The organism is Antricoccus suffuscus (assembly GCF_003003235.1).
Taxonomy (GTDB): Bacteria; Actinomycetota; Actinomycetes; order Mycobacteriales; family Antricoccaceae; genus Antricoccus; species Antricoccus suffuscus.
In genome coordinates this window covers 12878-37312 of record NZ_PVUE01000019.1, presented here as the reverse complement: position 1 = coordinate 37312, position 24435 = coordinate 12878, and the positions used below count along the sequence as shown (strand labels likewise).

Annotated in this window: 24 protein-coding genes; 6 read left to right on the top strand and 18 right to left on the bottom strand. The window is 65.6% G+C overall.

The genetic code is table 11. The features are described from left to right. Positions 1-74 precede the first annotated feature (74 nt). Genes CLV47_RS17925 through CLV47_RS17915 form a run of 3 tightly spaced genes read right to left on the bottom strand, consistent with a single transcriptional unit; the run spans position 75 to position 1898 of the window. The gene (locus CLV47_RS17925; RefSeq protein ID WP_170111146.1) at positions 75-413 is read right to left on the bottom strand and encodes a DUF4229 domain-containing protein; all 339 of its coding nucleotides are present in this window, start codon (positions 411-413) and stop codon (positions 75-77) included. Between the two features lie 22 nt (positions 414-435). Then, positions 436-1401 (bottom strand): threonine ammonia-lyase, encoded by a 966-nt coding sequence (locus tag CLV47_RS17920; RefSeq protein ID WP_106350491.1) that lies wholly within the window; start codon positions 1399-1401, stop codon positions 436-438. A gap of 5 nt (positions 1402-1406) precedes the next feature. Beyond that, on the bottom strand, positions 1407-1898 hold the full coding sequence (locus CLV47_RS17915; RefSeq protein ID WP_106350490.1) for an Lrp/AsnC family transcriptional regulator: 492 nt from the start codon (positions 1896-1898) through the stop codon (positions 1407-1409). Between the two features lie 79 nt (positions 1899-1977). Here CLV47_RS17915 and CLV47_RS17910 point away from each other — a divergent pair, with 79 nt between their 5' ends. From CLV47_RS17910 to CLV47_RS17900, 3 genes are all read left to right on the top strand, one after another. Beyond that, a complete protein-coding gene (locus CLV47_RS17910; protein ID WP_106350489.1) occupies positions 1978-3579 on the top strand; it encodes a molybdopterin-dependent oxidoreductase in 1602 nt (533 codons plus the stop codon). A gap of 131 nt (positions 3580-3710) precedes the next feature. Then, a complete protein-coding gene (locus CLV47_RS17905; protein WP_106350488.1) occupies positions 3711-4409 on the top strand; it encodes a fasciclin domain-containing protein in 699 nt (232 codons plus the stop codon). Positions 4410-4577: 168 nt separating this feature from the next. Further along, positions 4578-4805 (top strand): hypothetical protein, encoded by a 228-nt coding sequence (locus CLV47_RS17900; RefSeq protein ID WP_106350487.1) that lies wholly within the window; start codon positions 4578-4580, stop codon positions 4803-4805. Here CLV47_RS17900 and ccsB read toward each other — a convergent pair. The 14 genes from ccsB to CLV47_RS17830 all read right to left on the bottom strand — a co-directional run bounded on the left by ccsB (position 4802) and on the right by CLV47_RS17830 (position 19409). Next, on the bottom strand, positions 4802-5860 hold the full coding sequence (gene ccsB / locus CLV47_RS17895; RefSeq protein ID WP_106350486.1) for a c-type cytochrome biogenesis protein CcsB: 1059 nt from the start codon (positions 5858-5860) through the stop codon (positions 4802-4804). The genes CLV47_RS17900 and ccsB overlap by 4 nt on opposite strands. Then, positions 5861-7492, bottom strand: a complete 1632-nt coding sequence (gene resB, locus CLV47_RS17890; RefSeq protein WP_106350485.1) for a cytochrome c biogenesis protein ResB — start codon at positions 7490-7492, stop codon at positions 5861-5863. It abuts the gene before it with no gap. After that, positions 7489-8277, bottom strand: coding sequence for a cytochrome c biogenesis CcdA family protein (locus tag CLV47_RS17885; protein WP_106350484.1), 789 nt, complete (start codon positions 8275-8277; stop codon positions 7489-7491). Before CLV47_RS17885 ends, resB begins: the two co-directional genes overlap by 4 nt. Then, positions 8278-8868: a TlpA family protein disulfide reductase gene (locus CLV47_RS17880; protein WP_106350483.1), complete on the bottom strand. Its 591-nt coding sequence runs from the start codon at positions 8866-8868 to the stop codon at positions 8278-8280. It lies immediately after the preceding gene. Further along, positions 8865-9494, bottom strand: a complete 630-nt coding sequence (locus tag CLV47_RS17875; RefSeq protein WP_106350482.1) for a histidine phosphatase family protein — start codon at positions 9492-9494, stop codon at positions 8865-8867. Before CLV47_RS17875 ends, CLV47_RS17880 begins: the two co-directional genes overlap by 4 nt. 39 nt (positions 9495-9533) lie before the next feature. Further along, on the bottom strand, positions 9534-10847 hold the full coding sequence (gene hemL / locus CLV47_RS17870) for a glutamate-1-semialdehyde 2,1-aminomutase (protein ID WP_420313799.1): 1314 nt from the start codon (positions 10845-10847) through the stop codon (positions 9534-9536). Positions 10848-10895: 48 nt separating this feature from the next. Continuing rightward, positions 10896-11534, bottom strand: a complete 639-nt coding sequence (locus tag CLV47_RS17865) for a hypothetical protein (protein WP_106350480.1) — start codon at positions 11532-11534, stop codon at positions 10896-10898. 3 nt (positions 11535-11537) lie between these two features. Further along, the gene (gene hemB, locus CLV47_RS17860; RefSeq protein WP_106350479.1) at positions 11538-12515 is read right to left on the bottom strand and encodes a porphobilinogen synthase; all 978 of its coding nucleotides are present in this window, start codon (positions 12513-12515) and stop codon (positions 11538-11540) included. Between the two features lie 43 nt (positions 12516-12558). Next, on the bottom strand, positions 12559-14112 hold the full coding sequence (locus tag CLV47_RS17855) for a bifunctional uroporphyrinogen-III C-methyltransferase/uroporphyrinogen-III synthase (protein ID WP_106350478.1): 1554 nt from the start codon (positions 14110-14112) through the stop codon (positions 12559-12561). After that, complete coding sequence (gene hemC / locus CLV47_RS17850) at positions 14109-15050, bottom strand: hydroxymethylbilane synthase (protein ID WP_238145498.1); 942 nt, start codon at positions 15048-15050, stop codon at positions 14109-14111. Before hemC ends, CLV47_RS17855 begins: the two co-directional genes overlap by 4 nt. A 46-nt stretch (positions 15051-15096) precedes the next feature. Continuing rightward, on the bottom strand, positions 15097-16422 hold the full coding sequence (locus CLV47_RS17845; protein ID WP_170111145.1) for a glutamyl-tRNA reductase: 1326 nt from the start codon (positions 16420-16422) through the stop codon (positions 15097-15099). Further along, positions 16419-17213, bottom strand: a complete 795-nt coding sequence (locus CLV47_RS17840; RefSeq protein WP_106350475.1) for a redox-sensing transcriptional repressor Rex — start codon at positions 17211-17213, stop codon at positions 16419-16421. The genes CLV47_RS17845 and CLV47_RS17840 overlap by 4 nt, the downstream gene beginning before the upstream one ends. A 391-nt stretch (positions 17214-17604) precedes the next feature. Then, positions 17605-17850 (bottom strand): glutaredoxin family protein, encoded by a 246-nt coding sequence (locus CLV47_RS17835; RefSeq protein ID WP_106350474.1) that lies wholly within the window; start codon positions 17848-17850, stop codon positions 17605-17607. Next, on the bottom strand, positions 17847-19409 hold the full coding sequence (locus CLV47_RS17830) for an AMP-binding protein (protein ID WP_202862676.1): 1563 nt from the start codon (positions 19407-19409) through the stop codon (positions 17847-17849). The genes CLV47_RS17835 and CLV47_RS17830 overlap by 4 nt, the downstream gene beginning before the upstream one ends. A 145-nt stretch (positions 19410-19554) precedes the next feature. On the opposite strand from CLV47_RS17830, the gene CLV47_RS17825 reads away from it, so the two are divergent. Continuing rightward, positions 19555-20337 (top strand): IclR family transcriptional regulator, encoded by a 783-nt coding sequence (locus tag CLV47_RS17825; protein ID WP_106350473.1) that lies wholly within the window; start codon positions 19555-19557, stop codon positions 20335-20337. Between the two features lie 78 nt (positions 20338-20415). Beyond that, positions 20416-22152, top strand: a complete 1737-nt coding sequence (locus CLV47_RS17820; protein ID WP_106350472.1) for an acyl-CoA dehydrogenase family protein — start codon at positions 20416-20418, stop codon at positions 22150-22152. Positions 22153-22385: 233 nt separating this feature from the next. On the opposite strand, the gene CLV47_RS17815 is transcribed toward CLV47_RS17820, so the two are convergent. Next, positions 22386-23366 (bottom strand): aldo/keto reductase, encoded by a 981-nt coding sequence (locus CLV47_RS17815; protein WP_106350471.1) that lies wholly within the window; start codon positions 23364-23366, stop codon positions 22386-22388. Between the two features lie 125 nt (positions 23367-23491). Here CLV47_RS17815 and CLV47_RS17810 point away from each other — a divergent pair, with 125 nt between their 5' ends. Further along, on the top strand, positions 23492-24370 hold the full coding sequence (locus CLV47_RS17810; RefSeq protein WP_106350470.1) for a helix-turn-helix domain-containing protein: 879 nt from the start codon (positions 23492-23494) through the stop codon (positions 24368-24370). The last annotated feature ends 65 nt before the right edge of the window (positions 24371-24435 follow it).

The window sequence follows — 24435 nt, the reverse complement described above, 5'->3', positions numbered from 1 at the left end:
CACAACGCTAACCGGCGCAGCGGTACGACGCGATAGTTCTAGGGACAGCGCTCTTGGTGGAGTTAGGTCTACCGCTAGTCGGTCGCGGTCTTGAACTCTTCCTTGAACCGCAGCTTCTGCTCCTGTTTTACGGCCATCCGCTGCGCGAGTTCGACGCGCCAGCCGCGGAACAGGAAATACGAAATAGGTATCGATACCAGCGCGGATGCAATCAGGCCCGGGAACCCACGGAAGTGCACCAGATAGCAGATGACGACAAGGACGACGAACACGCCGAACCGGCCCACGAAGTACGCCGCCATCAGCCCGCCGACCGGTTTGGCCGCGGTCGTCCCGCTACCGGCGGCGCGCTTCTCGGCAGGCGTGGGGCCTTCTTCAGTCGGTGCGCCGGAAGCGGAGTCTGAGGTAGCCACGCCGACCATTATGGCTCAATGCCTAACGCGGTGCCGAAGACGTGACGACATTCTCGGCGTACCAGTGCGGGTCGACGTTGCCGCCGGAAATGACCGCGACGGCTCGGTCGCCAACGACCTGCGGGTGCGCGAAGAACCCCGCCGTGGCCACCGCCCCGCTCGGCTCGGTGACCAGCCGCCCCCGGCGGTAGAGGAATCGGCACGCCTCGATGATCTGTTCCTCGGTCACGGTCACGATGTCCGAGACGTACTTCTCGATGTGCGCGAAGGTGCGATCGGCGAGGTCTGAGCGCAGCCCGTCGGCGATGGTGCGGGCAGTCCGCGAACGTGGCCAGCGAATCAGTGTGTGCCGGTGGAAGCTTTCGGCCGCGTCACCGGCTAACTCCGGTTCGACGCCGACGACCCGGACATCCGGGCGCAGCGCCGCGAGCGCCGTGCTCACTCCCGACAGCAGGCCGCCACCACCGACCGGGACCAGGACGGTGGCCCCGCCGGGTAGCTCCGGCAGGTCCTCGGCGATCTCCAGGCCGACGGTCCCCTGCCCGGCGATCACGTCGTGATCGTCGTACGGCGCAATAACCAGCGCACCCTTCTGCGCGGCGAGCTGCTCGACCCGCGAGGCTCGCTCTTCGCCGGGCACGAGGACGATCTGGGCGCCGCGGGCTCGCACGGCGTCGATCTTGATCTGCGGTGCATCGTCTGGGATCACCACGATCGCGCGCAGCCCGTGTGCGGCGGCGGCCATCGCTATGGCCTGCCCGTGGTTGCCGCTGGAGTGGGTGATGACGGTGGATGTCCGCCCGACGGCCTGGGCGACCGCGTTGCTCGCTCCGCGCAGCTTGAAAGCGCCAATGGGCTGCAGGCTTTCCGGTTTCACCCACAGCGTGCGGTCTACGGTTCCGTCGATCGGCACCAACGAGGTGCGTACGACGTCCCCTTCGATCCGTTTTGCCGCCTGCCGGATGTCGTCGATCGTGACAAGTTCCATTCGAGCTAGTCGTCCTCTTCTGGATCGTTGTGATCCGGTTCGACGGGTCGAGGTTTCAGTGCCGGGGAGCGACCCTCCCACTTGGTGGAGATGACGATCGTCGTACGGGTACGAGTCACACCTTTGATCCGGGTGATGGCCATGAGCGTGTCCTCGAGTAGCTCCATATCGGCCACCCGGACCTTGAGGACATACGACTCGTCGCCCGCGACGAACATGCAGTCCTCGACCTGCGGCATCGCGCCGAGCTTGTCGAGCAATACGTCGTCGGCCGCCCAGTCCGCGCCCTGCACACCCACCATCGCGGTGACCCCGAGACCAACGGCCTTATGGTCGACTTCGGCGTGGTAGCCGGTGATGACGTTCTGCGCCTCGAGCTTGTTGACGCGCTCGTGCACCGCGGGCGCCGACAGCCCAACGGTGCGCGCCAACTCGGCGTACGTCGCCCTGCCGGACGCGCGCAGCAATTCGATGAGCTTGCGATCGACGTCGTCCACGGCACTACGATACTGCGCCGTACGATGTTGCTGTACCCGATCGGCCAATCCGAAGCGTCGCCGGGTGCGAACCACATTTATGCAAACAGATAGCGCTCCGGCGGCGTCTAGTGCCACCGCCGACGATGAGACTCGATCCGACGACGTGAATGCCCTCAGAAGGCGGCCGCGTTGGGTTTCCGGTGTCGTCGGCATCGTTAGCTCCGCCGCGGGGCTGGGGGTCGCACAAATCGTTGCGGCGCTAATTGCGCCGAGTGCTTCTCCCGTTGTCGCGATCGGTTCCTCGATGATCGACCTCGCGCCACGTGGCGTGAAGGACTTCGCCATCGAGCATTTCGGCGAAAACGACAAGCTCGCGCTGAGCATCGGCGTGATCGCCGTGCTCATCCCCCTTTCTGCGCTCATCGGTGTGGTGGCATTTCGCCGGGTCCGGCTCGCGTATGCAATGGTCACCGCACTCGGTGTACTGGGTGCGGTCGCCGCGATGAGCCGACCAGATGCCTCGCCGGCATCACTGCTGCCGGCGCTCGTCACCGTCGTCGTGGGAATACTCGTGCTCAGGGCACTCGTCAACGCGGCAGCAAGTGACCAGCAACCGGACTCATCCAGTACTGCCGGCGCGACCCGCCGCAACGTCTTGATCGGTGCCGCCGCCGGCGGCGCGATAGTCACGCTGGGCGCGGGGATCGCCGTTGATCGGCTGACGAAGTCAGACCAGGCCCTTGGACGCAACCGCAAGCTCCCGGCGCCCGCCGACCCGGCTCCGGCGGTGCCGGCCGGGGTCCAGGCCAAGGCCAACACCGCCACGCCGTGGCTCACCAAGAACTCGAAGTTCTACCGCGTCGACACTGCGTTCAAAGTTCCCCGGGTCAACGCTAAGACGTGGAAGCTGACCGTGGGCGGGATGGTCGACAAGAAGGTTTCGCTGAGCTACGACGACCTGCTTGCGATGCCTCTCATCGAACGCAACATCACACTTGCGTGTGTGTCCAACCCCGTTGGCGGGCCTTACATCAGCAACGGAACCTGGACCGGCGTACGGCTCACCGACATCCTCGACAAGGCCGGGGTGCAAAGCGGCGCGGATCAGCTTTTCAGCACCAGCACGGATGGATGGAGCGCGAGCACGCCGCTCGCCACCGTGACCGACGGCAGGGACGCCATGATCGCGGTGGGGCTCAACGGCCAACAACTGGCGTTTGAGCGCGGCTTTCCGGCCCGAATGCTGGTGCCTGGGCTCTATGGCTTCGTGTCGGGCACGAAGTGGCTGACGAATATCGAGCTCACGACGTTCGCCAAGGCAACCGCCTATTGGACCGAACGCGGGTGGGCCGACAAGTCCCCCATCTTCACCGAATCGCGGATCGACGTACCGAAGGCGTTCGCGCAGCTGCCGTCCGGCAAGGTTACGGTCGCCGGCGTCGCCTGGGCGCAGAACAAGGGAATTAGCAAGGTCGAGGTGCGTGACAAGGACGGCGACTGGAAAGTCGCCACACTCGCCGCGGACGGCGGAAAGGACGTCTGGCGTCAGTGGTCGGTCGTCCTCGAGCTAGACGCCGGCCGTCATGACCTCCAGGTACGCGCGACGGACATGACCGGGATGACCCAGACAGACCAACGTGCGGAGCCATTTCCCAAGGGCGCCACGGGCTGGCACACCATCACCGTCACCTGCGCCTAATCCCCCGATATTTCTTCAGAAATCCTGCCGGAGCGCCAATCCAGCCGACCGGGGCCTCCGAACTACGTATGCGCACACACCCAGCGCACTTGCCCAGTGATCATGCTCGCCAACGTAGAGGAATACCAAAAATGACGACCGACCAGCTCCACACAGCCAACCAAGCCCCCGCCCTCAAGCGTCGCCCGCGGGCCTTGGTCTTCGCGGCCTTTGCGGCCGCCTGCCTCATTCCGCTCTCGGCGTGCTCAGGGACGAGCGCCGACAGCGGATCCGGATCGAGTGGATCCGCGGCCAAGGGCACGAGCATGAACGACAACTCCTCTGGTACCGCCTCGGGGGACACGATGGCGACCGGCAAGGAGTTCGGCGCCGGATGCTCGGCGGTTCCGAAAGACGGCCCCGGCAGTTTCGGCGGTATGGCAACGGCTCCTGTGGCTACGGCGGCATCTGCCAACCCGGCGCTCACGACGTTGGTCGCTGCGGTCAAGGCCGCTGGACTCGTCGACTCGCTCAATAGCGCAGCGAAGCTCACGGTCTTCGCGCCCGCCGATAGCGCATTCGCGGCCGTGCCAAAGGACACGATGGACAAGCTGCTCGCCGATCCAACCGGAGATCTGACGAAGATCCTGACCTATCACGTGCTACCCGAGCGGCTGGCACCCGACAAGCTCGCCGGCGAGCACAAGACGCTGAACGGCGCGTCGCTCAAGGTCGAGGGTTCCGGTAGCAAGTTCACCGTCAACGGCGAGGCAATGGTGGTCTGCGGAAACGTACAGACGGCTAACGCGACCGTCTACATCATCGACAAGGTCCTGATGCCGCCGGCATAACCCGTCTAACTCTCGCCGGCGCCGACTGCCCGTTCGGTGCCGGCGAGTGGCGTGTGCACACCGCGCCAAAGCGCTGTCCACGTTGCTCATTGATTACCATTACTGGCCAATCCAACAGCCTGGCGACGACCAGATTAGAGTGGGGTTAACCCGCCACGGAGGAACCCGATGATTCCCTTGATCGCTGCCATTATTGGCATACTGGTCGTCTTTGCAATGTGGCGATTCCTCGACCCCAACGAGGACAGCCAGTCGAAGACGCGACCCAACATGCCACGTCCGAAACTTCCGTCGCGCAGTCGCCAAACCGCGCCCGACGACGATCCGGAGTTCTTGCGTCAGCTCAGCAGCAAGATGCCGAAGCGGCCCAACACGCACCCGGAAGACGACGCTTAGCTCAGACCGCTATATGAATGCAGGCCGGAGACAACGGTGTTGACGACGACGAAGTTGAACAGCATCGTCACCGCTGCCAGCAAGTTGAGGTACGCCGCCTTGCGGCCCTTCCAGCCGGCCGTCGCGCGAGCATGTAGGTAGCCGGCGTACGCGACCCAGCTGATGAATGCCCAGGTCTCCTTGGGATCCCAGCCCCAGTAGCGGCCCCATGCCGCTTCGGCCCAGATCGCGCCGCAGATGATCGCGAACGTCCAGATCGGGAACGCGAACGTGACCGTACGCGCGGCGAGCCGATCGAGTGCCGTGGACGACGGCAGCGACCCCGCGACCCGAGACGGCAGTCGCATCCCAGCGGCCGCCTCCTTGCGTTCGTGTCGCTCTTTGACGAGGTACAGCGCGCTGGCGACGGTGCTCACAAAGAAGATGCCGGTGGCGATACTCGCCGCCGTGACGTGGATGGCCAGCCAGTACGAGCGCAGCGCCGCGACGACCGGGGCTGCTTCGACGTATAGGTCGAGGCCGGCTAGCACCAGGATTATTACGACGGGCACCAGCACGAACAGCCCGATGAAACGCAGCCGTGGTTTACGACCGAGCGTGATCAGGTAGGTCGCCACCGCGACAATCGAGATGATCGAGGCAAACTCGAACATGTTGCCCCATGGCAGCCGGCCGATCGCGATTCCGCGTACCGCGGCCGAGGCGATCTGCGCGATCAGCCCAAGCAGCGTGAACACCACGCCGAACAGGCCCATCTTGGCGCCGATCCGGGCCGTCCGATCGGCGCCTTCACCAGGCGCCGGAACGGCACTGGAATCGGCGCGATCCTCTGAACCGGCTGGTGGTTGCAGCGTGGAGCCAACTGATGCACCGACCAAGGCCGGCTGTTTTTCCTCGGCGGCGGCGAGGAGCGCCGCCTCCTTGGCCTCCTTCTTGCGTCCGCTCTTGCCGAACGCGAAGTCACCACACAGCATCACTATGCCGGCGGAGTATCCCACGAGCGCACCGGAGTAAAGGTGATCGGAAATATTCGCTAGCGCTAGGTCGACGGCCATCTAGGCCTCCTCATCGGGATTGGCTGGTGCTCGGTCAAGAATACGCGCGGAGATTCCGGCGAACTCCCGGGCAAAGGTTGCTGGTTGGGTATGCGCGAGTCCGCCGACTTCGACCAGGTGAGACCCGTCGTCTCGCGGGGTGAGGCGGACCCAGAGCCGTCGGCGACGCAGGCTGAGCGACGTCGTGATTCCGACGAGTAGCACGACCGCCGACAGGAGCACCCAGTCCTGGCCGGGGTCGTACGAAATCTGGAATGCCGCCCACTGGAGGACCTTGTCGAACGTGATCGACGTGCCGTCTGCGAGCACGATCGACTCGCCTGGCTTGAGGTTCTTCGCCGCGGCCTTCTTGAGCAGACCGTCCTTGATCAGGCTTTGGTCCAGCGTGTAGACCGACTGCGGGATGCCCGTGTCGAGCCCGGTGTACCCCTGGTAGACCACGAGCGCGACCTGCGGGTCGAGCACTCGCGGGTCGGCCGAGGCGATGACACCGGCCTGGTCGACGGCGGTCGGGGCGAGGAATCCTTGCAGCGCCAGCTGTTTTTCGGGGTCTCCTGTGTCGAGCTTGATCGCTCCCTCGGAGCCGAAATTTTTCTGGTCGGTCGGCAGGAACGGCGCAGTCACGTTTTTGCGTACGGTGCCGTCCGGCATGGTGACGGTGAAGACCGGCGCATACCCATGTCCGGTGATGTAGACGCGCACACCGTCCTGACGAAGCGGGTGATTGACCCCGATGTTTGCCTGGTGCTTCTTGCCGTCCAGGCCGACGTACCAGGTGACCTTGCCGTCGAACTTCGCCGGTGTCATGTCCGCGTCGTACGTGGTGTTAAAGGTGTGCAAGTCCAGACACATCGGCACCATGTCGGCGCCGGTGACTAGGTCTCCCGAGCGGAAACTGTCGAACGACTGCTGCTGGTTGCAGAAGCCTTCGCCTTCCAGCGCGATTCGTGAGCCCTCGTAGCCGTTCACCTTGCCTAGCGCGAGGCTCAGCAACAACGCGAGCAGACTGATGTGGAAGACCAGGTTGCCGGCCTCGCGCAGGTAGCCCTTCTCGGCGCTGAGCGTAATCGTGCCGTCGTCGCTCTCCCTGCGTTCGACGCGCCATCGCGCCTTACGCAGCAAGGAGTACGACGCATCGATGCGCGAGTCCGAGGCGCCTGTCATTGTCTCGCTGGCGTACTCGCCGATTCGGTTCAGTCGTTTGGGTGCGGCCGGTGGTGCGGCACGGACGGCTTTCCAGTAGACGGCGATACGCGGTGTCAGGCAGCCGACGAGCGAGATGAACAGCAGCAAGTAGATCGCGGCGTACCACGGTGCTGAGAAGACATTGAAGAACCCGAGTCGGTCCAGCCATGGGCCGAGTACCGAGTGCTTCGCGATGTATTCGTTGACCTTGCTCTGGCTCAGGGATTTCTGCGGCAGAAGCGATCCCGGCACAGAGGCGAGCGCTAGCAGGAACAACAGAATCAGCGCGGTGCGCATGCTGGTCAGTTGGCGCCACCAATAACGCGCGATCTCCTTGAGCGAACCGCTGATCGGCTTCCGAGGGGTCGCGTCCTCGGCCCACAGGACATCGGGCTTCTTATCGACGACAGGCCCGTTTTCGACGGTGGGCTCCTTCTCGCGGCTCATAAGAGCGTTCCCAGCCCGGTCGTCGCCAACCAGCCTTGAAGTTGGAAAAGTACGGCGTCCCACCATCCCGTGACGAGCAAGATTCCCAGCACAATCAGCATCACGCCGCCGAACTTCATCACTACGCCGGCATGTTTTCGGGCGAATCCGGAGGCGCGCATCGCCCACCTGGCACCAAACGCGATGAGCAGGAACGGTACGCCGAGGCCAATGCAGTAGGCGACACTCAGGAAGGCGCCACGCCCGGCGCTGCCTTCCTTTAAGGACAGGCCAAGGATTGCAGTGAGCGTGGGACCGAGACATGGAGTCCAGCCGAGCCCGAACACGATCCCGAGCAGGGGCGCGCCTGCGAGCCCGGTCGCGGGCAGCTTATGAATTCGCCACTCGCGCTGCATCCACGGCAGCTTCCCCAGAAATGCGACGCCAAGCGCGATCGTGATCACGCCGAGGATGCGGGTGATGAGTGTCTGGTGTTCGCGCAGCGCCAGCCCGGCGCCTCCGAACAGCGCGCCGAAGGAGATGAACACGGCCGAGAACCCCGCCACGAATAGTGCGGCACCGAGCAACACCCGCGCCCGGCCGGACGCCTGGCGGGTCTTGGTGCCTCCGGGGCTGGCTTTGACGGTTTCGCCGGTAATGCCTGCGACATAAGACAAGTAGCCGGGCACGAGTGGCAGGACACAGGGTGAGAGGAAACTGACGAGCCCGGCCACAAGGGCAATGAGCGCGGCGACCAGCACCGGTCCTGCCGCGACGGTGCCGGCGACGTCGGCGTACACCTGCATTTACTTCTCCGCCAGCAGTTGGTCGAGAGTCTTGGTGAGGCTCTTGGCGTCTACGGTCGAGACGTACGCCGCCGCGACCTCGCCCTTCTTGTCAAACACGATTGTCGATGGGATAGCCACGATCGGATAGTTGCGGAACTGCAGCGCCACCTGCGTCTTGGGGTCGTAGAGGCTCGGGTAGGTCAGCCCTTCCTGCTTCGCGTAAATCTCGCCTTGGTCCTTGCTGTCACGCACGAGTACGCCGACCAGCGCGACACCGTCGGGCTTGTACTTTGCGTAGATCTTCTGTAGCTCCGGTGCCTCGACTCGGCAGGGCGCGCACCAGGTGGCCCAAAAGTTGAGTACGACGACCTTGCCCTTCAGCGAGGACAGCGCGAACGCGTCACCATTGAGCAGCTCGCCCTTAAGATCGGGCGCCGGTTTGCGGTCCGCCTGGGGAATGACCTCACCCTTGGGCTGGGCCTCCACGAACCGGTACTCGCTGCCGCCGTTCTTGGCGCTGTCGCCGTTACCGCTCGTGCAGCCCGCCAGCAGCACCATGCTCATCAAAACGAGCATGGCACGTAGCAGGTTGGCGGTAAGGCGCGTCATGCCCCTGGCACCGAGTCCTTGGTCGCGCCCCAGGGGGTCGCATAGCCGATCCCGGTGATCTTGCCGTCGTCGAACTCGATAGTGGTCACGCTGGCGACGGCACACTGACGCGCCCGCGGGTCGTGCCAGAGCCGGTTGCCCTCTATCGCCTGGCGGGCCGTCCAGATCGGCAGCTGATGGCTGACACACACCGCTTCGTGCCCGCGCGCCTTCTCGTATGCGTCATTGATCGCGGCGTTCATCCGCGACGCGATCTCGGCGTACGGCTCGCCCCACGACGGGCGAAACGGGTTGACGAGCTTGCGCCAGTTGGCGACGTTGCGCAGCGCGCCGTCCTTGCGAAACTTGAACCGGGTGCCCTCGAACTGGTTTTCCGCCTCGATCAGCCGGCGATCGGTCGCCACGTCCAGGCCGAGCGCGTCGGCGATCGGCGCGGAAGTTTCGCGGGCCCGGTCGAGCGGGCTCGAGACAAGGTAGGTCACGTCCATACCGCGAAAATGCTCACCAAGTACTTGCGCCATCTGCTTGCCCGTGTCCGAGAGGTGATAACCCGGCAGCCGTCCATAGAGGATGTCGTGCGGGTTGAAGACCTCGCCGTGCCGGACAAGGTGTACCAGGGTGCGCATCTGCGGCCGTTTCCTAACGTTGCGGTGGTCGGTTGGTCACTATGCCGCGGCTGCGGCCTGTGCGGCGTACGGCAAAGCGTCGCTGATCCGCGACATCGCGCCGTCGTCGAGTGCCCCCGAGACAAACCAGGTCTCATATCCCGACGGCGGCAGATACACGCCGCGGGCGAGCATCTCTTGGAAGAACGCCGCGAACTTGGACGCGCTCTGCGTGCGCGAATCGTCGTAGTTGCGCACCTCGCGCACGTCGTCCTCGCGGTCGAAGAAAAACACACTGAACATGTTGCCCGCGTATTGCACGCGGTGCGGCACACCGGCGCCAAACAGCGCGGCCGAGACCATTCCCTGCAGTTCGGTGCTCACCGCGTCCAGCCGCGAGTAGACCTCGTCGGTCGCCAGCTGCAGGTTTGCGAGGCCCGCCGCGGTCGCGATGGGATTGCCGCTGAGCGTGCCGGCTTGGTAGACCGGCCCACCCGGAGAGAGTTTCGCCATAATGTCCGCGCGACCGCCGAACGCCGCGGCCGGCAGTCCACCGCCCATGACCTTGCCGAAGGTGAACAGGTCAGCGTCGACGGCCTCCAGTCCCCACCAGCCGGAGCGCGAGACCCGAAATCCGGTCATGACCTCGTCACTGATCAGTAGTGCCCCCGATTTGAGCGTGGCCTCGCGCAGCACCTGGTTAAAGCTGTCCCGCGGCGGGACGACGCCCATGTTGCCCGGCGATGCTTCGGTGATGACGCAGGCGATCTCGTCGCCACGCTGCTCGAACAGCTCCCACACGGCCTCGGCGTCGTTGTAGTCGATGACCACGGTGTCGTGGGTCTGCGCGCCGGTGACGCCTTCAGTTTCGGGCGTGGCGAAAGTCGCGACTCCGGAGCCCGCGGCGGCGAGCAGCGCGTCCACGTGGCCGTGGTAGCAGCCGGCGAACTTCACCACCGTGCTGCGTCCGGTGTAGCCGCGGGCCAGTCGGATCGCCGACATAGTGGCCTCGGTACCGGAGCTGACCAAACGCACCTGGTCGATCGCGGTACGCGCGACGATTTCCTCGGCCAGCGCGACCTCGTTGACGGTCGGAGCACCGAAGCTGGTGCCGTGTGCTGCCGCTTTCGTGACGGCGTCGATGACTGCTGGATGGGCATGGCCATGCAGCAGCGGCCCCCACGATGAGACGAGGTCGACGTATTCGCGGCCGTCTGCGTCGGTTAGATACGCACCCTTGCCGCTCACCATGAACCGCGGCGTACCGCCGACCGCGCCAAAGGCGCGGACCGGTGAGTTGACGCCACCGGGGGTGACTACTCCGGCGCGCTCGAACAGGCGCGCCGACTCGGGCGCTTCGGAGGGATAGTTCACGTTGCTCATTCTCCCTGACGTTGGATGGTCCGGCTCGTTCGGGTTCTACTAGATGTCGTACGGCGCTGTGAAAAATCCCTTAGGCGGCTCGTTGCCGTCCTCGGGAGGCCGCTGCGGCGGCGGAATCACCTGCCGTTGCGGCACGGGTGGCGCAGTCGGTGCGGCTTGAACCGGAAGCCCGTACGCGCGCTGCACGTCCGCGCGGATCTGCGCGGACCGCGTAATCAGCCCACGGGTCAGCCAAATAGCCCCAACGACGACGAGCACCAGACCGATCGGCATAAAGAGCCAGCTGAGGACCTTCGTCGTGACACTGTCGGCGAGAGCAAGACGTTTGTACGGCGAGCCGTCGGCCGGCGCCTTGATCTGGATCTCCTGGCCCACGCTGAAGCTACCGACGATGAAACCGACGTGATCGTTGCCGTCGATCGAGTACTCGACCTGGTAGATCCCGTAGCCGGAAGCCTGTTTGGCGTTCGACGAAGCTTGGTCGGCGGCGTAGCCAACCTGAATCGTCCCGGCGGTCTCGACATTGCCGTCAATCCGGCTGAAGAAGCCGAAGGCAAGCGTCGCAACGACAACGAGCCCGAGCCCGAGTCCGAGTACGCCGGTCCCCCACCGCACGAGCGACGTCGGACTGCGCCCGACAGAGGTCGGCGTGATACTAGGGAACGCGCGGTCGGACATGGGTTAGACCCGGAGCCGGCCCGCGGCCTCGACGGCCCAGTAGGTGAGCACGATGCTGGCGCCGGCGCGCACAATCGAAGTGAGCTGTTCGTCGATCATCCGCTCCCGGTCGAGCCAGCCGTTGGCCGCGGCCGCCTCCACCATCGCGTACTCGCCGGAAACCTGGTACGCCGCAACGGGTACGTCGACCGCGTCGCTGGCCAGCGAGATCACGTCGAGGTAGGTCGAGGCCGGTTTGACGATGACAATGTCGGCGCCCTCGTCGACATCCATCTCCAGCTCGCGCAACGCCTCGCGAGCGTTGGCCGGATCCTGCTGATAGGTACGCCGGTCGCCCTTGAGCTGCGAGTCGACCGCCTCACGGAACGGTCCGTACAACGCCGAGGCGTACTTAGCGGCGTAGGCGATCAAGGAGACGTCCTGATAGCCGGCACCGTCCAGCGCCTGCCGCATGACACCGATCTGGCCGTCCATCATGCCGCTCGGGCCGATCATGTGCGCGCCGGCGGCAGCCTGCGCGAGTGCCATCTCGGCGTACACCTTGAGCGTCTCGTCGTTGTCCACGGCGCCGCCTGCATCCAGTACGCCGCAGTGACCGTGGTCGGTGAACTCGTCGAGGCAACCGTCGGACATGACAACGGTCGCGTCGCCGACCTCGCTGATGAGGTCGGCGATGCCGACGTTGAGGATGCCGCCCGGGTCGACCGCGCCCGTGCCGCGCGCGTCGCGCACCGCCGGTACGCCGAAGAGCATTAACCCGCCCACGCCGGCCTCGACCGCTTCGTGCGCGGCCTTCTTCAGCGAGTCCCGGGTGTGCTGTACGACGCCGGGCATCGACTCGATCGGCACCGGGGCGTCGATGCCCTCACGGACGAACATCGGCAGCACCAGCTGCGAAGGGTCGACGCGTGTTTCCTGCACGAGCCGGCGGATCGCCGGGGTACGGCGCAACCGCCGCGGACGTGACTCTGGAAATCTCATCGGATCCTCCGTTTCCGGGCAGCGCAGCCCGAGCTAGTGGCGCCTAGGAACGACTCTTGGCGCGCGACTTGGTCTTGCGCGGCGGACGGTCGAAACCCTCGACCTCGCGCAGGTTGATCGCGTAGTCGGCCAGCGCGTCGATCACATCGGGGATCGCCGCGGTCTCGGGCTGTACGTCGACCCGTAGCCCGAACTCGACCGCGGTGGCCGCGGTCGCCGGACCGATGCATGCGACGACGGTACGCGCGTGCGGCTTGCCGGCGATGCCGACGAGGTTGCGCACGGTGCTCGACGAGGTGAAGCACACAGCGTCGAAGCCGCCACCCTTGATCGACTCACGGATGTGCGCGGCCGGCGGTGCGGCCCGCACGGTGCGGTAAGCGGTCACGTCGTCGATCTCCCAGCCCTGCTCGCGCAGGCCCTCGGACAACGTCTCGGTCGCGATGTCCGCGCGGGGCAGCAGTACCCGATCGATCGGGTCGAGCACGTCGTCGTACGGCGGGAAGTCCTCGAGCAGGCCGCGGCTGGACTGCTCACCGGACGGCAGCAGCTCCGGGATGATGCCGAAGGCACGCACCGCGTCGGCGGTTGCCTCGCCCACACAGGCGATCTTGACGCCGGCGAACGCGCGCGCATCGAGGCCGAACTCGGTGAACTTCTCCCAGACGGCCTTGACCGCGTTGGTCGAGGTGAACACGATCCACGAGTAGCGGCCGTTGACCAGGCCCTTGATCGCGCGTTCCATCTGGGCGGGCGTGCGCGGTGGCTCGACGGCGATGGTCGGAACCTCGATCGGGATCGCACCGTGGTCGCGAAGCAGCTCGCTCATGTCGCCGGCCTGATCCTTGGTGCGTGGCACCAGGACCTGCCAACCGTACAGAGCGCGCTTCTCCCACCAGCTGTACTTTCCTTGCTGCGCAACGGGTTTGCCGATGACCAGCGTCACCGGTCCCTCAAGTGACTTAACGTCGAGAGTGCCGTCGACGAGACCGGACAGGTGACCGGTGACGGTCTTCTGGCTCAGCCGAGTGCCGTTGACGGTGACCGCGGCGTGCGAATCCGCGGACCGGCCGCCCTCGATGAGCGCCTTGGCGACCGACTTGAGGCTCTCGAGCCTCGTCGACAGCACCAAAGGCCACGCCGTGGCGGCCAGCGCGGCTAGCTGCGTGTCGGCGCCCTCTTCGGTCAGGTCGGCGTACGACGTGAGCGGTCCGGTGGCGATGCCGGCGTACGACGGGATCGCGGTGCGGCCGGAGACCGCGGCGATGACCCGCCACGTTACGGCTGACCGGCTGACCGTCTGGATCTCTTTGGTAACCGATTCGCTGGCGAGCGGGTCGCCGGCGACGAGGCGCACGACGACCTGGCCCAGCTTTGCCTCGGCGACAAGGGTCTTGCCGACGACCGTCGGCTCGTCCTCGTTGACGACGACCTCGACCTCGGCCAATGCGTGAATCGGTTCCGGTACGTCGGCGTCAGAGATCACAACCTGCGCCGAGGCAAGTGCCTCGCGGGCACCCTCGGTCAGCAGGTCAGGATCGCCTGGGCCGGTACCGACAAAAAGGATGCGGCCTTTGTTTTTACGCGCGCGCGTCATCGCGAGCTCCCCATGAGTTCGGCGGCGCCATCGTCGAGAAGGATGCGGGCAAGCCGCTCCCCCACGCCAACAGCGTCGGTGAGTGGGCCGGTAGCGGACAGCCGGACGGAATCACTTCCGTCGATTGCCGTGACCGAACCTCGTAGCGAAATTTCGAGGCCATTTTCAGCCTCTACGACCTCGGCGAGCGCTCCGACCGGTGATGAACAACCGGCCTCGAGCGTGGCGAGCAATGCTCGCTCAGCCGTGACCGAGATACGACTGTAGTGATGATCTAGTGGTTTCAACAAATCGAGCGTGGCCGGATCATCGGATCGGGCCTCGATTGCGAGCGCTCCTTGACCGGGCGCGGGCAGTATCGCGATGGGGTCCAGCGCCTCGGTGATGGCGTCCGATCGACCGATCCGGTGAAGTCCAGCACATGCCAGTACGACGGCGTCCAGCTCGCCCGAGGTGACCTTGGAGAGCCGGGTGTCGACGTTGCCGCGCATGCCGACCAGCTCGACGCCGAGACCGAGCGCACGGATCTGCGCAGACCGACGAAGTGAGCCGGTGCCGACCCTCGAACCGGTCGGCAGCTCGGCGAGGGTGAGCCCGTCCCGGGCAACGAGAGCGTCGCGCGGGTCGACCCGTTCGGGGATGGCGGCCAGCGTCAAACCGTCGGCCGGCGCGGTCGGCAGGTCTTTCAACGAGTGCACAGCGAAGTCGATCTGCCCGTCCAGCAGCGCCTCGCGCAGCGCGGAGGTGAACACGCCCTGCCCGCCGAGCGTGTGCAGCGGCGCGGTCGTGGCGTCGCCCTTGGTGGCGATATCGACCAGCTCGACCGCCCGACCCGTCAGCTCGCAGAGCAGGTCCGCGACCTGCTGGGACTGGCCGCGCGCGAGCCGGCTGGCCCGGGTGCCGAGGCGCAGCGCGCGATCGGTAGAGGTGTGATTCACGTGGTAGTCAGCTCTTTCAATTACCGGCTTTGACGTTGACAGGCGATTATTCGACGGTGATCGTTCGCAGCCGGGCCGCGGACGACCGGACCTCGGGATCGACCGCATCGCCAAGGTTGCGCAGCGACTCCGGCAGATCGAACAGCGCCCGCAGCGCCTCGGCGTACGCGTCGCCGGACGGCGTACCGGCAACCTCACGGACCCGGACCGACGGCGTGTGCATGATCTTGTCCACAATCCGGCTGATCGCATATTCGATCTCCCCCATCGCCCGGTCATCGACATCCGGAATCCGTGATTTGAGCCGCTTGAGCTCGCTCTCCACGACCTCTCCGGCCTTGGCCCGTAGTGCGGCGATCGTCGGCGTGACGGCGGCGCTGCGCTGTTTGGCCAGGAAGTTGGCCACTTCGTCGTTGACCAGTACGTCGGCTTTGCCACCGTCGATCGCGACGTTGAGCTCGGCGGCACGCTGCTGGATCTGGGTCAGCCCGATATAGCTGACCTCGGGCAGTGCGATGGCTTCGTCGGCGACGTTCTTGGGCAGCGCAAGGTCGACCACGGTCAACGGCTTCGCCCGCGTCGTACCGACGGTTGCGGCGTGCACCGATGCGCGCGACGAACCCAACGCCGTGACGAGTACGTCGGCATCGCCCAGCCGGTCCGCGAGGTCGTCGATCGGCGCCGTCGTACCACCGACCTTGCCCGCGAGCTGCGCCGCCCGATCCTGCGATCGGTTGATGATCGTAATATCTTCGATTCCCTTGCGCTGCAAGGAATACGCCGCGAGGGTGGCCATCGCGCCGGCACCGAGTACGACGGCGCGTTTGCCGGTCAGGTCACCAATGTCGTGCGCCGCCAGGTCGACGGCCACCGAGGCGATATTGCGCCCGACCGCACTGAGCCCGAGCTCGGTTTGAATCCGCTTGCCGACCTTCAACGCGTGTTGCGACAGGGCATGCAGCTGACGGCCGACGCTCTTGCGGTCGGTCGCCTCGAGGTACGCCGTACGCAGTTGGCCGAGGATCTGCGGCTCGCCCACGACGAGCGAATCGAGCCCGCTCGCGACCCGAAGCGCGTGCTCAACTGCCTCTTCGGCGTAGTACACCTGGACATACGGCACAAGGTCGGCTGCGGTAAGTGTCATATGGCCGGCGAGCCATTCGATCACCGCGTCGAGTCCGCCGTGGAACTTGTCGACGTCGGCGTACACCTCGACCCGGTTGCACGTGGAAAGGATCATCGCCTCGTTCACCGACTCGGGTGTCAGCAGTGCGGTGAGCTCCTCGTCGAGCTGGCTAGGAGTGACCGAGGCGTTTTCGAGCAGGTCGACGGGGGTCTGCTTGTGGGTGAGCCCCACTATCAGAAAACTCAATTTGCCCCTCCAGGCGATACCGCTTCGCGCGCGGTCGTCGCGTCGTGATTGCCGGACTTGCGACGTTCGAGGAACGACAGGATCTGTAGTTCGCTCGCCAAGTCGACCTTCCGCACATCAATGTCGCACGGCACGGTCAATACGGCGGGCGCGAAGTTGAGGATGCTCGTCACACCGGCCGCAAGGAGCAGGTCGGCCACCTCCTGCGCCGCGAGCGCCGGGGTTGCGATCACACCGATCGGCGCGGTCAGCGATCCCACGACACCGCGCAATTCAGAGATGGACCGGATGCTCACCGCACCGACCCGCTCGCCAAGCCGGTCGTCGTCGATGTCGAATAGCGCGGCCACCCGAAAACCCCTGGCAGCGAGGCCGGCGTACCCGGCGAGTGCATGCCCGAGGTTGCCGAGCCCGACAATGACGACATCGCGGTGTTCGGTGACGCCGAGCACCTCGGCGATGCGGGCGCGCAGGTTGACGAGGTCATATCCGACCCCGCGGATCCCAAACGAGCCGAGGAAAGAAAGGTCTTTGCGCAGCTTTGCCGAATTGACGCCACAGACCCGCGCGAGCCCGTCAGAGGAGATGACGTCTTCCGAGTCGTCGAGGATGTCGTCGATCACTCGTAGATAGGTCGCCAACCGGCCGACGGTGGCCTCGGGAATCGTCCGACCACGTGCTTCTTGCGTTTGCCGCAAGGGCTGACCCGGTCGAAGGGTCCCGGCTGCCGGGACGCGTTCGACGGTAGACAACAGCAGGCTCCTGGAGGTGCGGTGGATCGGTGAGTTCATTGCGCGCAGCTATGGTTCGCGCATCGCTCAGGTTACCCGCTTGTGAACACTTGCACAAAGTCGCCTCTGCCGCCCGCGACTTCACACCCGCCGTCCGTCACTTAGTACGGCAACCGTCACTTGATACGCAAAATCCGCGAACTCGTTGCGTCGCCCTGGCGACTCGCGTGTTCTGCGGTTCGGACTCATGCGGGCTAGACACGAGAAGACTCGCTGCGAGACACGAGAAGACGCGCTGCTGGCGGGGCTACGCTTCGTCCTCGCCACTCACACAAATGTATGAATCCGCAGCGCTGATGGGAAATTCCGCTGCCGAACAGCACACCTGTGCGATTGATGCGCCGAATGGCGGGCTTTTCGTGATCGATGACCGGAGGTTGCGTGATCCGGTTCAGGTCAGGGCGTCGAGGGACGCGCGGAGTCGTTTTTCGTCGACGTCGAAGTAGCCGTGTTCCTTGCCGTTGATCAGCGTGACCGGCACCCGATCGCCGTACTCGGCTCGCAGTTCCGGATCGCGGTCGATGTCGACGTACGACGCAGTAAGGCCGTATGACGGAAGCACCCGCTCGAGTACCTCGCGAGCGACGGCACATAAATGGCAGTCCGCGCGAACCATCAGCTCCACGGTGGGTCTCATAGCTTGCCTGCCTCACTCGCGCGCAGCGCGTTGCGGCGTACCTTGCCGGTCGACGTGTGCGGCAGCGCGTCAATGAACTCGACAACGGTCGGCCGCTTAAACCGGGCTAGATCGCGTTCGGACCGATCAAGTACGGCCGCCTCGTCGAGCGCCGACCCGGCCTCTGAAGGCTCTCGAACGATAAATACCTTCACCGCCTCACCGGTCGCGGCGTGCGGTACGCCGACCGCTGCCACCTCCCGGACCCCGTCGAGCGACGCGACCACCTGCTCGACTTCTTTGGGGTAGACGTTGAAACCGCTGACCAAGATCAGCTCCTTGGCGCGGTCTACGAGGAATAGGTCACCGTCGTCGTCGGCGTACGCGATGTCGCCGGTCGCGAACCAACCTTCGGCGTCGGGCCCGTCGGCCGAATCGGGCCAATAGCCGACGAACACGTTGGCGCCGCGTACGACAATCTCCCCCGAGTCATGGTCGCTCTCGGGATCAGCGTTGTCGATGATCGAGCCGTCTTCGAGATCACGCAGCTCGATCTCGACGCCAGGCAACGCGCGCCCGATCGACCCGGGTTTGGGCAGTCCCCCGACCAGCGTGCTGGTGACTACGGGAGAGGTCTCGGTCAACCCGTATCCCTCCCAGATGGTCAGCCCGGCGACTTCGCGGAGCGTCTCAATCACGTCAGCGTCAAGCGGAGCCGCGCCCGATGACGCAATCCGGACGTTGGCAAATGCGGACGCGAGGAGTGCCGGGTCGCATGCCGCCCAGGCGGCGTACATCTGCGGCACGGCGAGGATATTGGTGACGCCCCGCTCGGCGATCACGTCCAGGCTGGGCACCGGGTGGAAGTCGTCGACCAGTACGCCGGTCGCACCGACCCATGCCACTTGGCACAGTCCCGAGCCGAGCCCGTAGATATGGAACGCCGGTACGCCGACGTAGAGCACGTCCTTCGCGTTCAGCGGCGGCGGTTGGATTCGGCCGAGCTGCTCGCGGTTGGCCATCAGGTTGCGGTGCGTGAGCATCGCACCACGCGGCGTACCAGTCGTGCCGCTGGTGTAGACCATTGTCGCCAGATCGTCACTCTCCACCGGCACTTGGCTGATCGACGGGGCGTGCTCGTCGAGCGCGATCCGGCGTACGTCGTCCGCGGTCAGGTATCCGGACACCGTCCCGGATAGGTCGCGCATCGCGGACAGTCCGTCGGCATCCAGCGCACCGACGACGACGGCCGCCGTACTGTCGGCAACGACGTGCCCCAATTCACGACGGCTGAATCCGGGGTTGGCCGGAACGGCCACCAGACCCGCGCGTGAGGCGGCGAAATAGGCCAGCGCAAATGGGATAGTCGTCGGCACGGCGATTACCACCCGGTCGCCCCTCGCGGCACCGAGCGCCTGCAATGCAGCGGCGACGCGGCCGACCCCTGCATCGAACAGCGTCCACGTCATGGATCCGTCCCGGTCGATGTATGCCGTGCGGCCCGGCGCGCTCACCGCGGCGCGAGTGACCAAGTCAGCCTGGGTGCGCACGTCGCTCACGTCTGTCGGATCGTCCGTCATAGCGTCCCCCTCGCGACTGCTCTGTTTCGGCCTTTAAGTATGCGTTGTGCGCGTCACAACGGCATCCCGGGGCTTGACGGGGCCGCGCAGGCCAGGGACAGTTAGTTCATTAACCGAACCACTACGTTCGATAATTGGATTTCTGATGACGACCACGCCCGTCCAAGAGCGCAACAGCTCCACCGTCAAGTCCTTCGCTGTGCTGGAACTGCTCGGCCAAGCCGGCGTACCGATGGCGCTGGCCGACATCGCCCGCGCGACCGACCTCAACAAGACGACCGCGCGCCGGTTCCTGGCCACCCTGTGCGACCTCGGCTACGTCGAACGACTCCCGGACGGCACCCACAAGCTCACCGCGCGGGTGCTGGACCTGTCTTCGATGTACTTCCGGACGACCGTGCTGCCAACCCACGCGATGCCGCACCTCGAGCGCTTCTGCCGCGACACGCACACCTCGACCAGCCTGGCGATCCTGGACCGCACCGAGACCGTCTACACCGCGCACGTGTCCGAACGCGAGGCGTTGAGCGTCGGCGTGCAGATCGGCACCCGGCTTCCCGCCCACGCCACTGCCGTAGGCAAAGTGCTGCTTTCGCAGCTCGCCGCGCCCGAGGTCGAGCGGCTGTACGCCGGCCACCCGCTCACCGCCCACACCAGCCGCACGATTACGACACTTCCCGACCTGGTCGGTGCGCTCGGCGAGATCCGGCGGCAGGGCTTCGCGGTCAGCGAAGAGGAATACGAGCCCGGCGTACGCGGCGCGGCCTGCGCCATGACCGCCGCCGACGGTTCGGTGATCGGCGCGATCAACGTTTCGGTGCGCACCGAAAATGTCGCCCGCATCGACTTCTACTCCGACATCCTGCCCAGGCTGCTGCGCACGGCGTACGACATAGCAGCGGACGCCGGCCGTACCGGCACCGCGTAACCACGGCAGCCGACCAAGACGACGTACCTCATCACCAATACTTAACAACAGTCCGAATACCGAACTCCGGGAGAAACCATGAGCGCACAACACATCGCCGATGACACCCGCGGCCAGAACTACTGGCAGGTCGACAGGGGCCTGCGCGAACTGCTGCCGCTGCGACTGGACAAAGCCGCACTCGATCACATCGAGCCGCATCTCGACCGCCTCGGCGAGCTTGCGGGCGGCCATCTCGACGAGCTGGCCGACGCGGCGGACAAGAACCCGCCGGTGCTGCACCCTCGCGATCGGTATGGGCGCGACGAGGAGTGGATCGAATACCACCCGGCGTACAAGGAGATGGAGAAGATCGCCTTCGGCGACCTGGGTATGCATGCGATGTCGCACCGCGCCGGCGTACTCGGACTGGACCGGCCGGCTAATGCCGTCGAGAAGTACGCCATCCAGTACCTCTTCGCGCAGGCCGAGTTCGGCATCCTGTGCCCGGTCAACGTCACCGACACCGCGATCTATCTCATCATCAAATACGGTAGCCAGGCGCTTCAAGACCGGCTGCTGCCGCGCATGCTCTCGACCGACACTGACACCTTCTGGCGCGGCGCGCAGTTCCTGACCGAGAGCACCGGCGGTTCGGACGTCGGCGCGCTCGAATCCGTCGCCGAGCCCCTCGATGTCGACGAAGATGGTGTAGAGCGTTGGAAGATCAGCGGCCAGAAGTGGTTCTGCTCGCACGCCGACGCGGACGCGTCGATCTTGATCGCGCGACGCAAGGACGGCGGACCCGGCTCGAAAGGCCTCGCGCTGTTCGTGCTTCCGAAGACGCTCGAGGACGGCACTCGCAACTCCTACCGGATCGTGCGGTTGAAGGACAAGCTCGGCACGAAGTCGATGGCCAGTGGCGAGATCGTGCTCGACGGCGCGGTTGCCTACCTGCTCGGCGATGCCGACAACGGCATCAAGCAGGCACTTGCGCAAGTCAACCTCTCGCGGCTCTCTAACGGCGTACGCGCGGCCGGCCGGATGCGTCGCTCGTGGAACGAGGCCATGGCCGTCGCCAAATCGCGCGAAGCGTTCGGCAACCCAATCCTGCAATACCCCATGCTGCGCCGCCAGCTGATGAAGATTCTGCTGCCGACGGAGCAGTCCGTGTCGATGATTATGTACACCGCGGCCGCGATGGACCACGGCGAAGAGGACCTTCTGCGAATCCTTACACCGCTGATGAAGCTTCGCGCCTGCCGCGACGGTTTCGCGGTCGCCAGTACCTCGATGGAGGTCCGCGGCGGTAACGGTTACATCGAGGAGTGGGCCAACGCGCGCATCCTGCGCGACGCGCAGCTCGGCACGATCTGGGAGGGCACCGCCAACGTCAACGCGCTCGACGTCATCACACGGGCCGCCGGCAAGGACAACGCGCACCACACCCTCGCCGACAAGCTGCACATCGAGCTCAAGCACCCCAACATCCCGGGCGACTTCCGCGAGGAGCTGTCCTCGATTCTCACGCGCGCCGTCGACTCGATGGACCGGTGTGTTGGCGATCCGGAGCTCGAGGAGCACTACCGCACCGTGTCGGGGCTGTTCTATCACGTCGTGAGCGCCGTACTGCTGGCCACCGAGGGCGCCGAGATCGCCGACCGCACCGGCGATGCCCGCCGGCTGCTCCTGGCACGACAGGTCGTCAAGCACCGCATCGAGACCGCCGACCCATTCGCCGCCCAGCATGATCCCGCGGATATCGAGATCACCGACATCCTCATCTCCGGAGAGCCGGTCTCGCTGGAGAAGGCCACCGTGCTGATCGGCGCCTAAGTACGCCGGCGGTACATAGTTCACTGCGCGGCCCCCGCATATGGCCCAATAGTCGCCCGGGGCGCGCGTACGCCTTGCGCGCGACGAGCGTGCCGACAACGGTGCAGTACGTGAATGGCACGCCCTCTGCGGTGCGCTGCGCCCCAGGCTGCAAGCTCTGGAACGGCGGGATACTGAACTGATATGGGATGGGCCAGATCGAACCGTTCGACCGGGCTGTCACGGCCAACAGTTCAGCGATCGATGGCGGCCATGCTCGCTTCGCTGTGCCGTTCGCCTGCGGCCGGTTTGAGGTTGTCGAGTCGTTGGAGTTGGTCGTCGGCGAGTTCGATGCTGTCCGCGGCGGTGTTCTCCTGGACGCGGGCGACTCGGCGGGTGCCAGGGATCGGGGCGATGTCGTTACCTTGGGCCAGCAGCCACGCCAGCGCGATCTGGGCCGGTGTCGCATCGGCCTCGGCGGCAACAGCCTGAACTTCATCAACGATGCGCAGGTTGCGTTGGAAGTTCTCCCCGATGAAGCGCGGGTTGTCCTTGCGCCAGTCGTCGTCGGGGATGTCATCGACGCTGCGGATCTGGCCGGTGAGGAAGCCGTGGCCGAGTGGAGAGTAGGGAACGAAGCCGATACCCAGCTGGCGTAATAGCGGCAGCAGCTCAGCTTCGGGGTCGCGGGTCCACAGTGAGTACTCGGTTTGCAGCGCGGCGAGCGGGTGGACGGCGTGGGCGCGGCGGATCGTGGCAGGGCTGGCCTCGGACAAGCCGATGTGCAGGACCTTGCCCTCGCTCACTAACTCCGACACAGCGCCGATGGTGTCTTCGATGGGGGTGTTCGGGTCAACCCGGTGTTGGTAGTACAGGTCGATGTGGTCAGTGCCCAGCCGGGTCAGGGAGCCCTCGACCGCGGTACGGACGTTCGCGGGGCTGCTGTCGGTGACACCGGGCCCGCCGCCGGAATGGGAGACGAGGCCGAACTTGGTGGCGATCACCACCTGGTCGCGGCGATCTTTGATCGCCCGGCCAACAATTTCCTCGCTGTGGAACGGACCGTATACCTCGGCGGTGTCAATATGGGTAACGCCCACATCGAGAGCGCGGTGGATGGTGCGGATCGACTCGGCGTCGTCCAGCCCGCCGCCGCTGGTGTACGTGCCGGCCATCGTCATCGTTCCGAGACCGATCCGGGAGACGTCCAGCCCACCCAGAGAGACATGTTTCATCAGAAACTCCTTTGTCGTTGCTTCGAGTTCTAGGTAACTCGTCGTCGACGGCGTGAAGAAGTCACTGCTTGTGGGTGTACTGCCAGCCCACCCCTTGCCGCCGCGTCTGCATCTAGTCTGGAGGGGTGGACAACCGTGATGAGATCAAGGCCTTCCTCACCTCCCGTCGTGCCAAGATCACCCCCGAGCAGGCCGGACTGGCGCACTACGGTCGCGCGCGGCGCGTGCCAGGTCTGCGCCGCAGCGAGGTCGCCGACCTCGCCGGCGTCAGCGTCGAGTACTACGCCCAACTCGAACGCGGCAACCTCGCCGGCGCATCCGACAGCGTCCTCGACGCGCTCAGCCGAGCGCTACACCTCGATGACGCCGAACGCGAACACCTGCTCGATCTCGCCCGTGCCGCCAGCCCCGCACGTCGCCCCCAGGCGCCACCGGCGGCCCGCCAGCTCCGACCGAGCGTGGCCCGCATCCTCGATGGCATGACCGAGGTGCCCGCCTACGTCCGCAACGGACGCCTAGACGTTCTCGCCGCGAACCCTCTGGCCCGGGCGCTCTACGCGCCGGCGTTCACCGATCCCGCCCGACCCGCTAACTTCGCCCGGTTCACCTTTCTCGACCCGCACGCCCGAGTGTTCTTAATCGACTGGCAGCTAGCCGCAGACGACACCGTGGCCACGCTACGCACCGAAGCCGGCCGCGACCCCTACGACAAGGCACTGACCGACCTGGTCGGTGAACTGTCCACCCGCAGCGACGACTTCCGGACACGCTGGGCCACCCACGACGTCCGCCTGCACCGCAGCGGTGTCAAAAACATCCAGCACCCGGTCGTCGGCGAACTGCACCTGTCGTACGAAGCGATGGACCTGCCCGCCGACCCTGGTCTATCCCTGATCGCGTTCAGCGCGCAGGCCGGCTCAGCGAGCGACGACGCACTACGTGTCCTCTCCAGCTGGACCGCCACCCATCCAGTCGACACCGCGGCCACTCCCACGCCCGGCTGAAGTCACACCGGTCCACGAACCGCCCGAACCCAAGTCAGCTACGCACTCGCGACGACCCCACGAGC

Coding starts and splice junctions, on each gene's coding strand:
- CLV47_RS17920 (WP_106350491.1), bottom strand. CDS start 1,401: ATGGAACTTGTCACGATCGACGACATCCGGCAGGCGGCAAAACGGATC.
- CLV47_RS17910 (WP_106350489.1), top strand. CDS start 1,978: ATGCAAACAGATAGCGCTCCGGCGGCGTCTAGTGCCACCGCCGACGAT.
- CLV47_RS17905 (WP_106350488.1), top strand. CDS start 3,711: ATGACGACCGACCAGCTCCACACAGCCAACCAAGCCCCCGCCCTCAAG.
- CLV47_RS17900 (WP_106350487.1), top strand. CDS start 4,578: ATGATTCCCTTGATCGCTGCCATTATTGGCATACTGGTCGTCTTTGCA.
- ccsB (WP_106350486.1), bottom strand. CDS start 5,860: ATGGCCGTCGACCTAGCGCTAGCGAATATTTCCGATCACCTTTACTCC.
- resB (WP_106350485.1), bottom strand. CDS start 7,492: ATGAGCCGCGAGAAGGAGCCCACCGTCGAAAACGGGCCTGTCGTCGAT.
- CLV47_RS17885 (WP_106350484.1), bottom strand. CDS start 8,277: ATGCAGGTGTACGCCGACGTCGCCGGCACCGTCGCGGCAGGACCGGTG.
- CLV47_RS17880 (WP_106350483.1), bottom strand. CDS start 8,868: ATGACGCGCCTTACCGCCAACCTGCTACGTGCCATGCTCGTTTTGATG.
- CLV47_RS17875 (WP_106350482.1), bottom strand. CDS start 9,494: ATGCGCACCCTGGTACACCTTGTCCGGCACGGCGAGGTCTTCAACCCG.
- CLV47_RS17865 (WP_106350480.1), bottom strand. CDS start 11,534: ATGTCCGACCGCGCGTTCCCTAGTATCACGCCGACCTCTGTCGGGCGC.
- hemB (WP_106350479.1), bottom strand. CDS start 12,515: ATGAGATTTCCAGAGTCACGTCCGCGGCGGTTGCGCCGTACCCCGGCG.
- CLV47_RS17855 (WP_106350478.1), bottom strand. CDS start 14,112: ATGACGCGCGCGCGTAAAAACAAAGGCCGCATCCTTTTTGTCGGTACC.
- CLV47_RS17840 (WP_106350475.1), bottom strand. CDS start 17,213: ATGAACTCACCGATCCACCGCACCTCCAGGAGCCTGCTGTTGTCTACC.
- CLV47_RS17835 (WP_106350474.1), bottom strand. CDS start 17,850: ATGAGACCCACCGTGGAGCTGATGGTTCGCGCGGACTGCCATTTATGT.
- CLV47_RS17830 (WP_202862676.1), bottom strand. CDS start 19,409: ATGACGGACGATCCGACAGACGTGAGCGACGTGCGCACCCAGGCTGAC.
- CLV47_RS17825 (WP_106350473.1), top strand. CDS start 19,555: ATGACGACCACGCCCGTCCAAGAGCGCAACAGCTCCACCGTCAAGTCC.
- CLV47_RS17820 (WP_106350472.1), top strand. CDS start 20,416: ATGAGCGCACAACACATCGCCGATGACACCCGCGGCCAGAACTACTGG.
- CLV47_RS17815 (WP_106350471.1), bottom strand. CDS start 23,366: ATGAAACATGTCTCTCTGGGTGGGCTGGACGTCTCCCGGATCGGTCTC.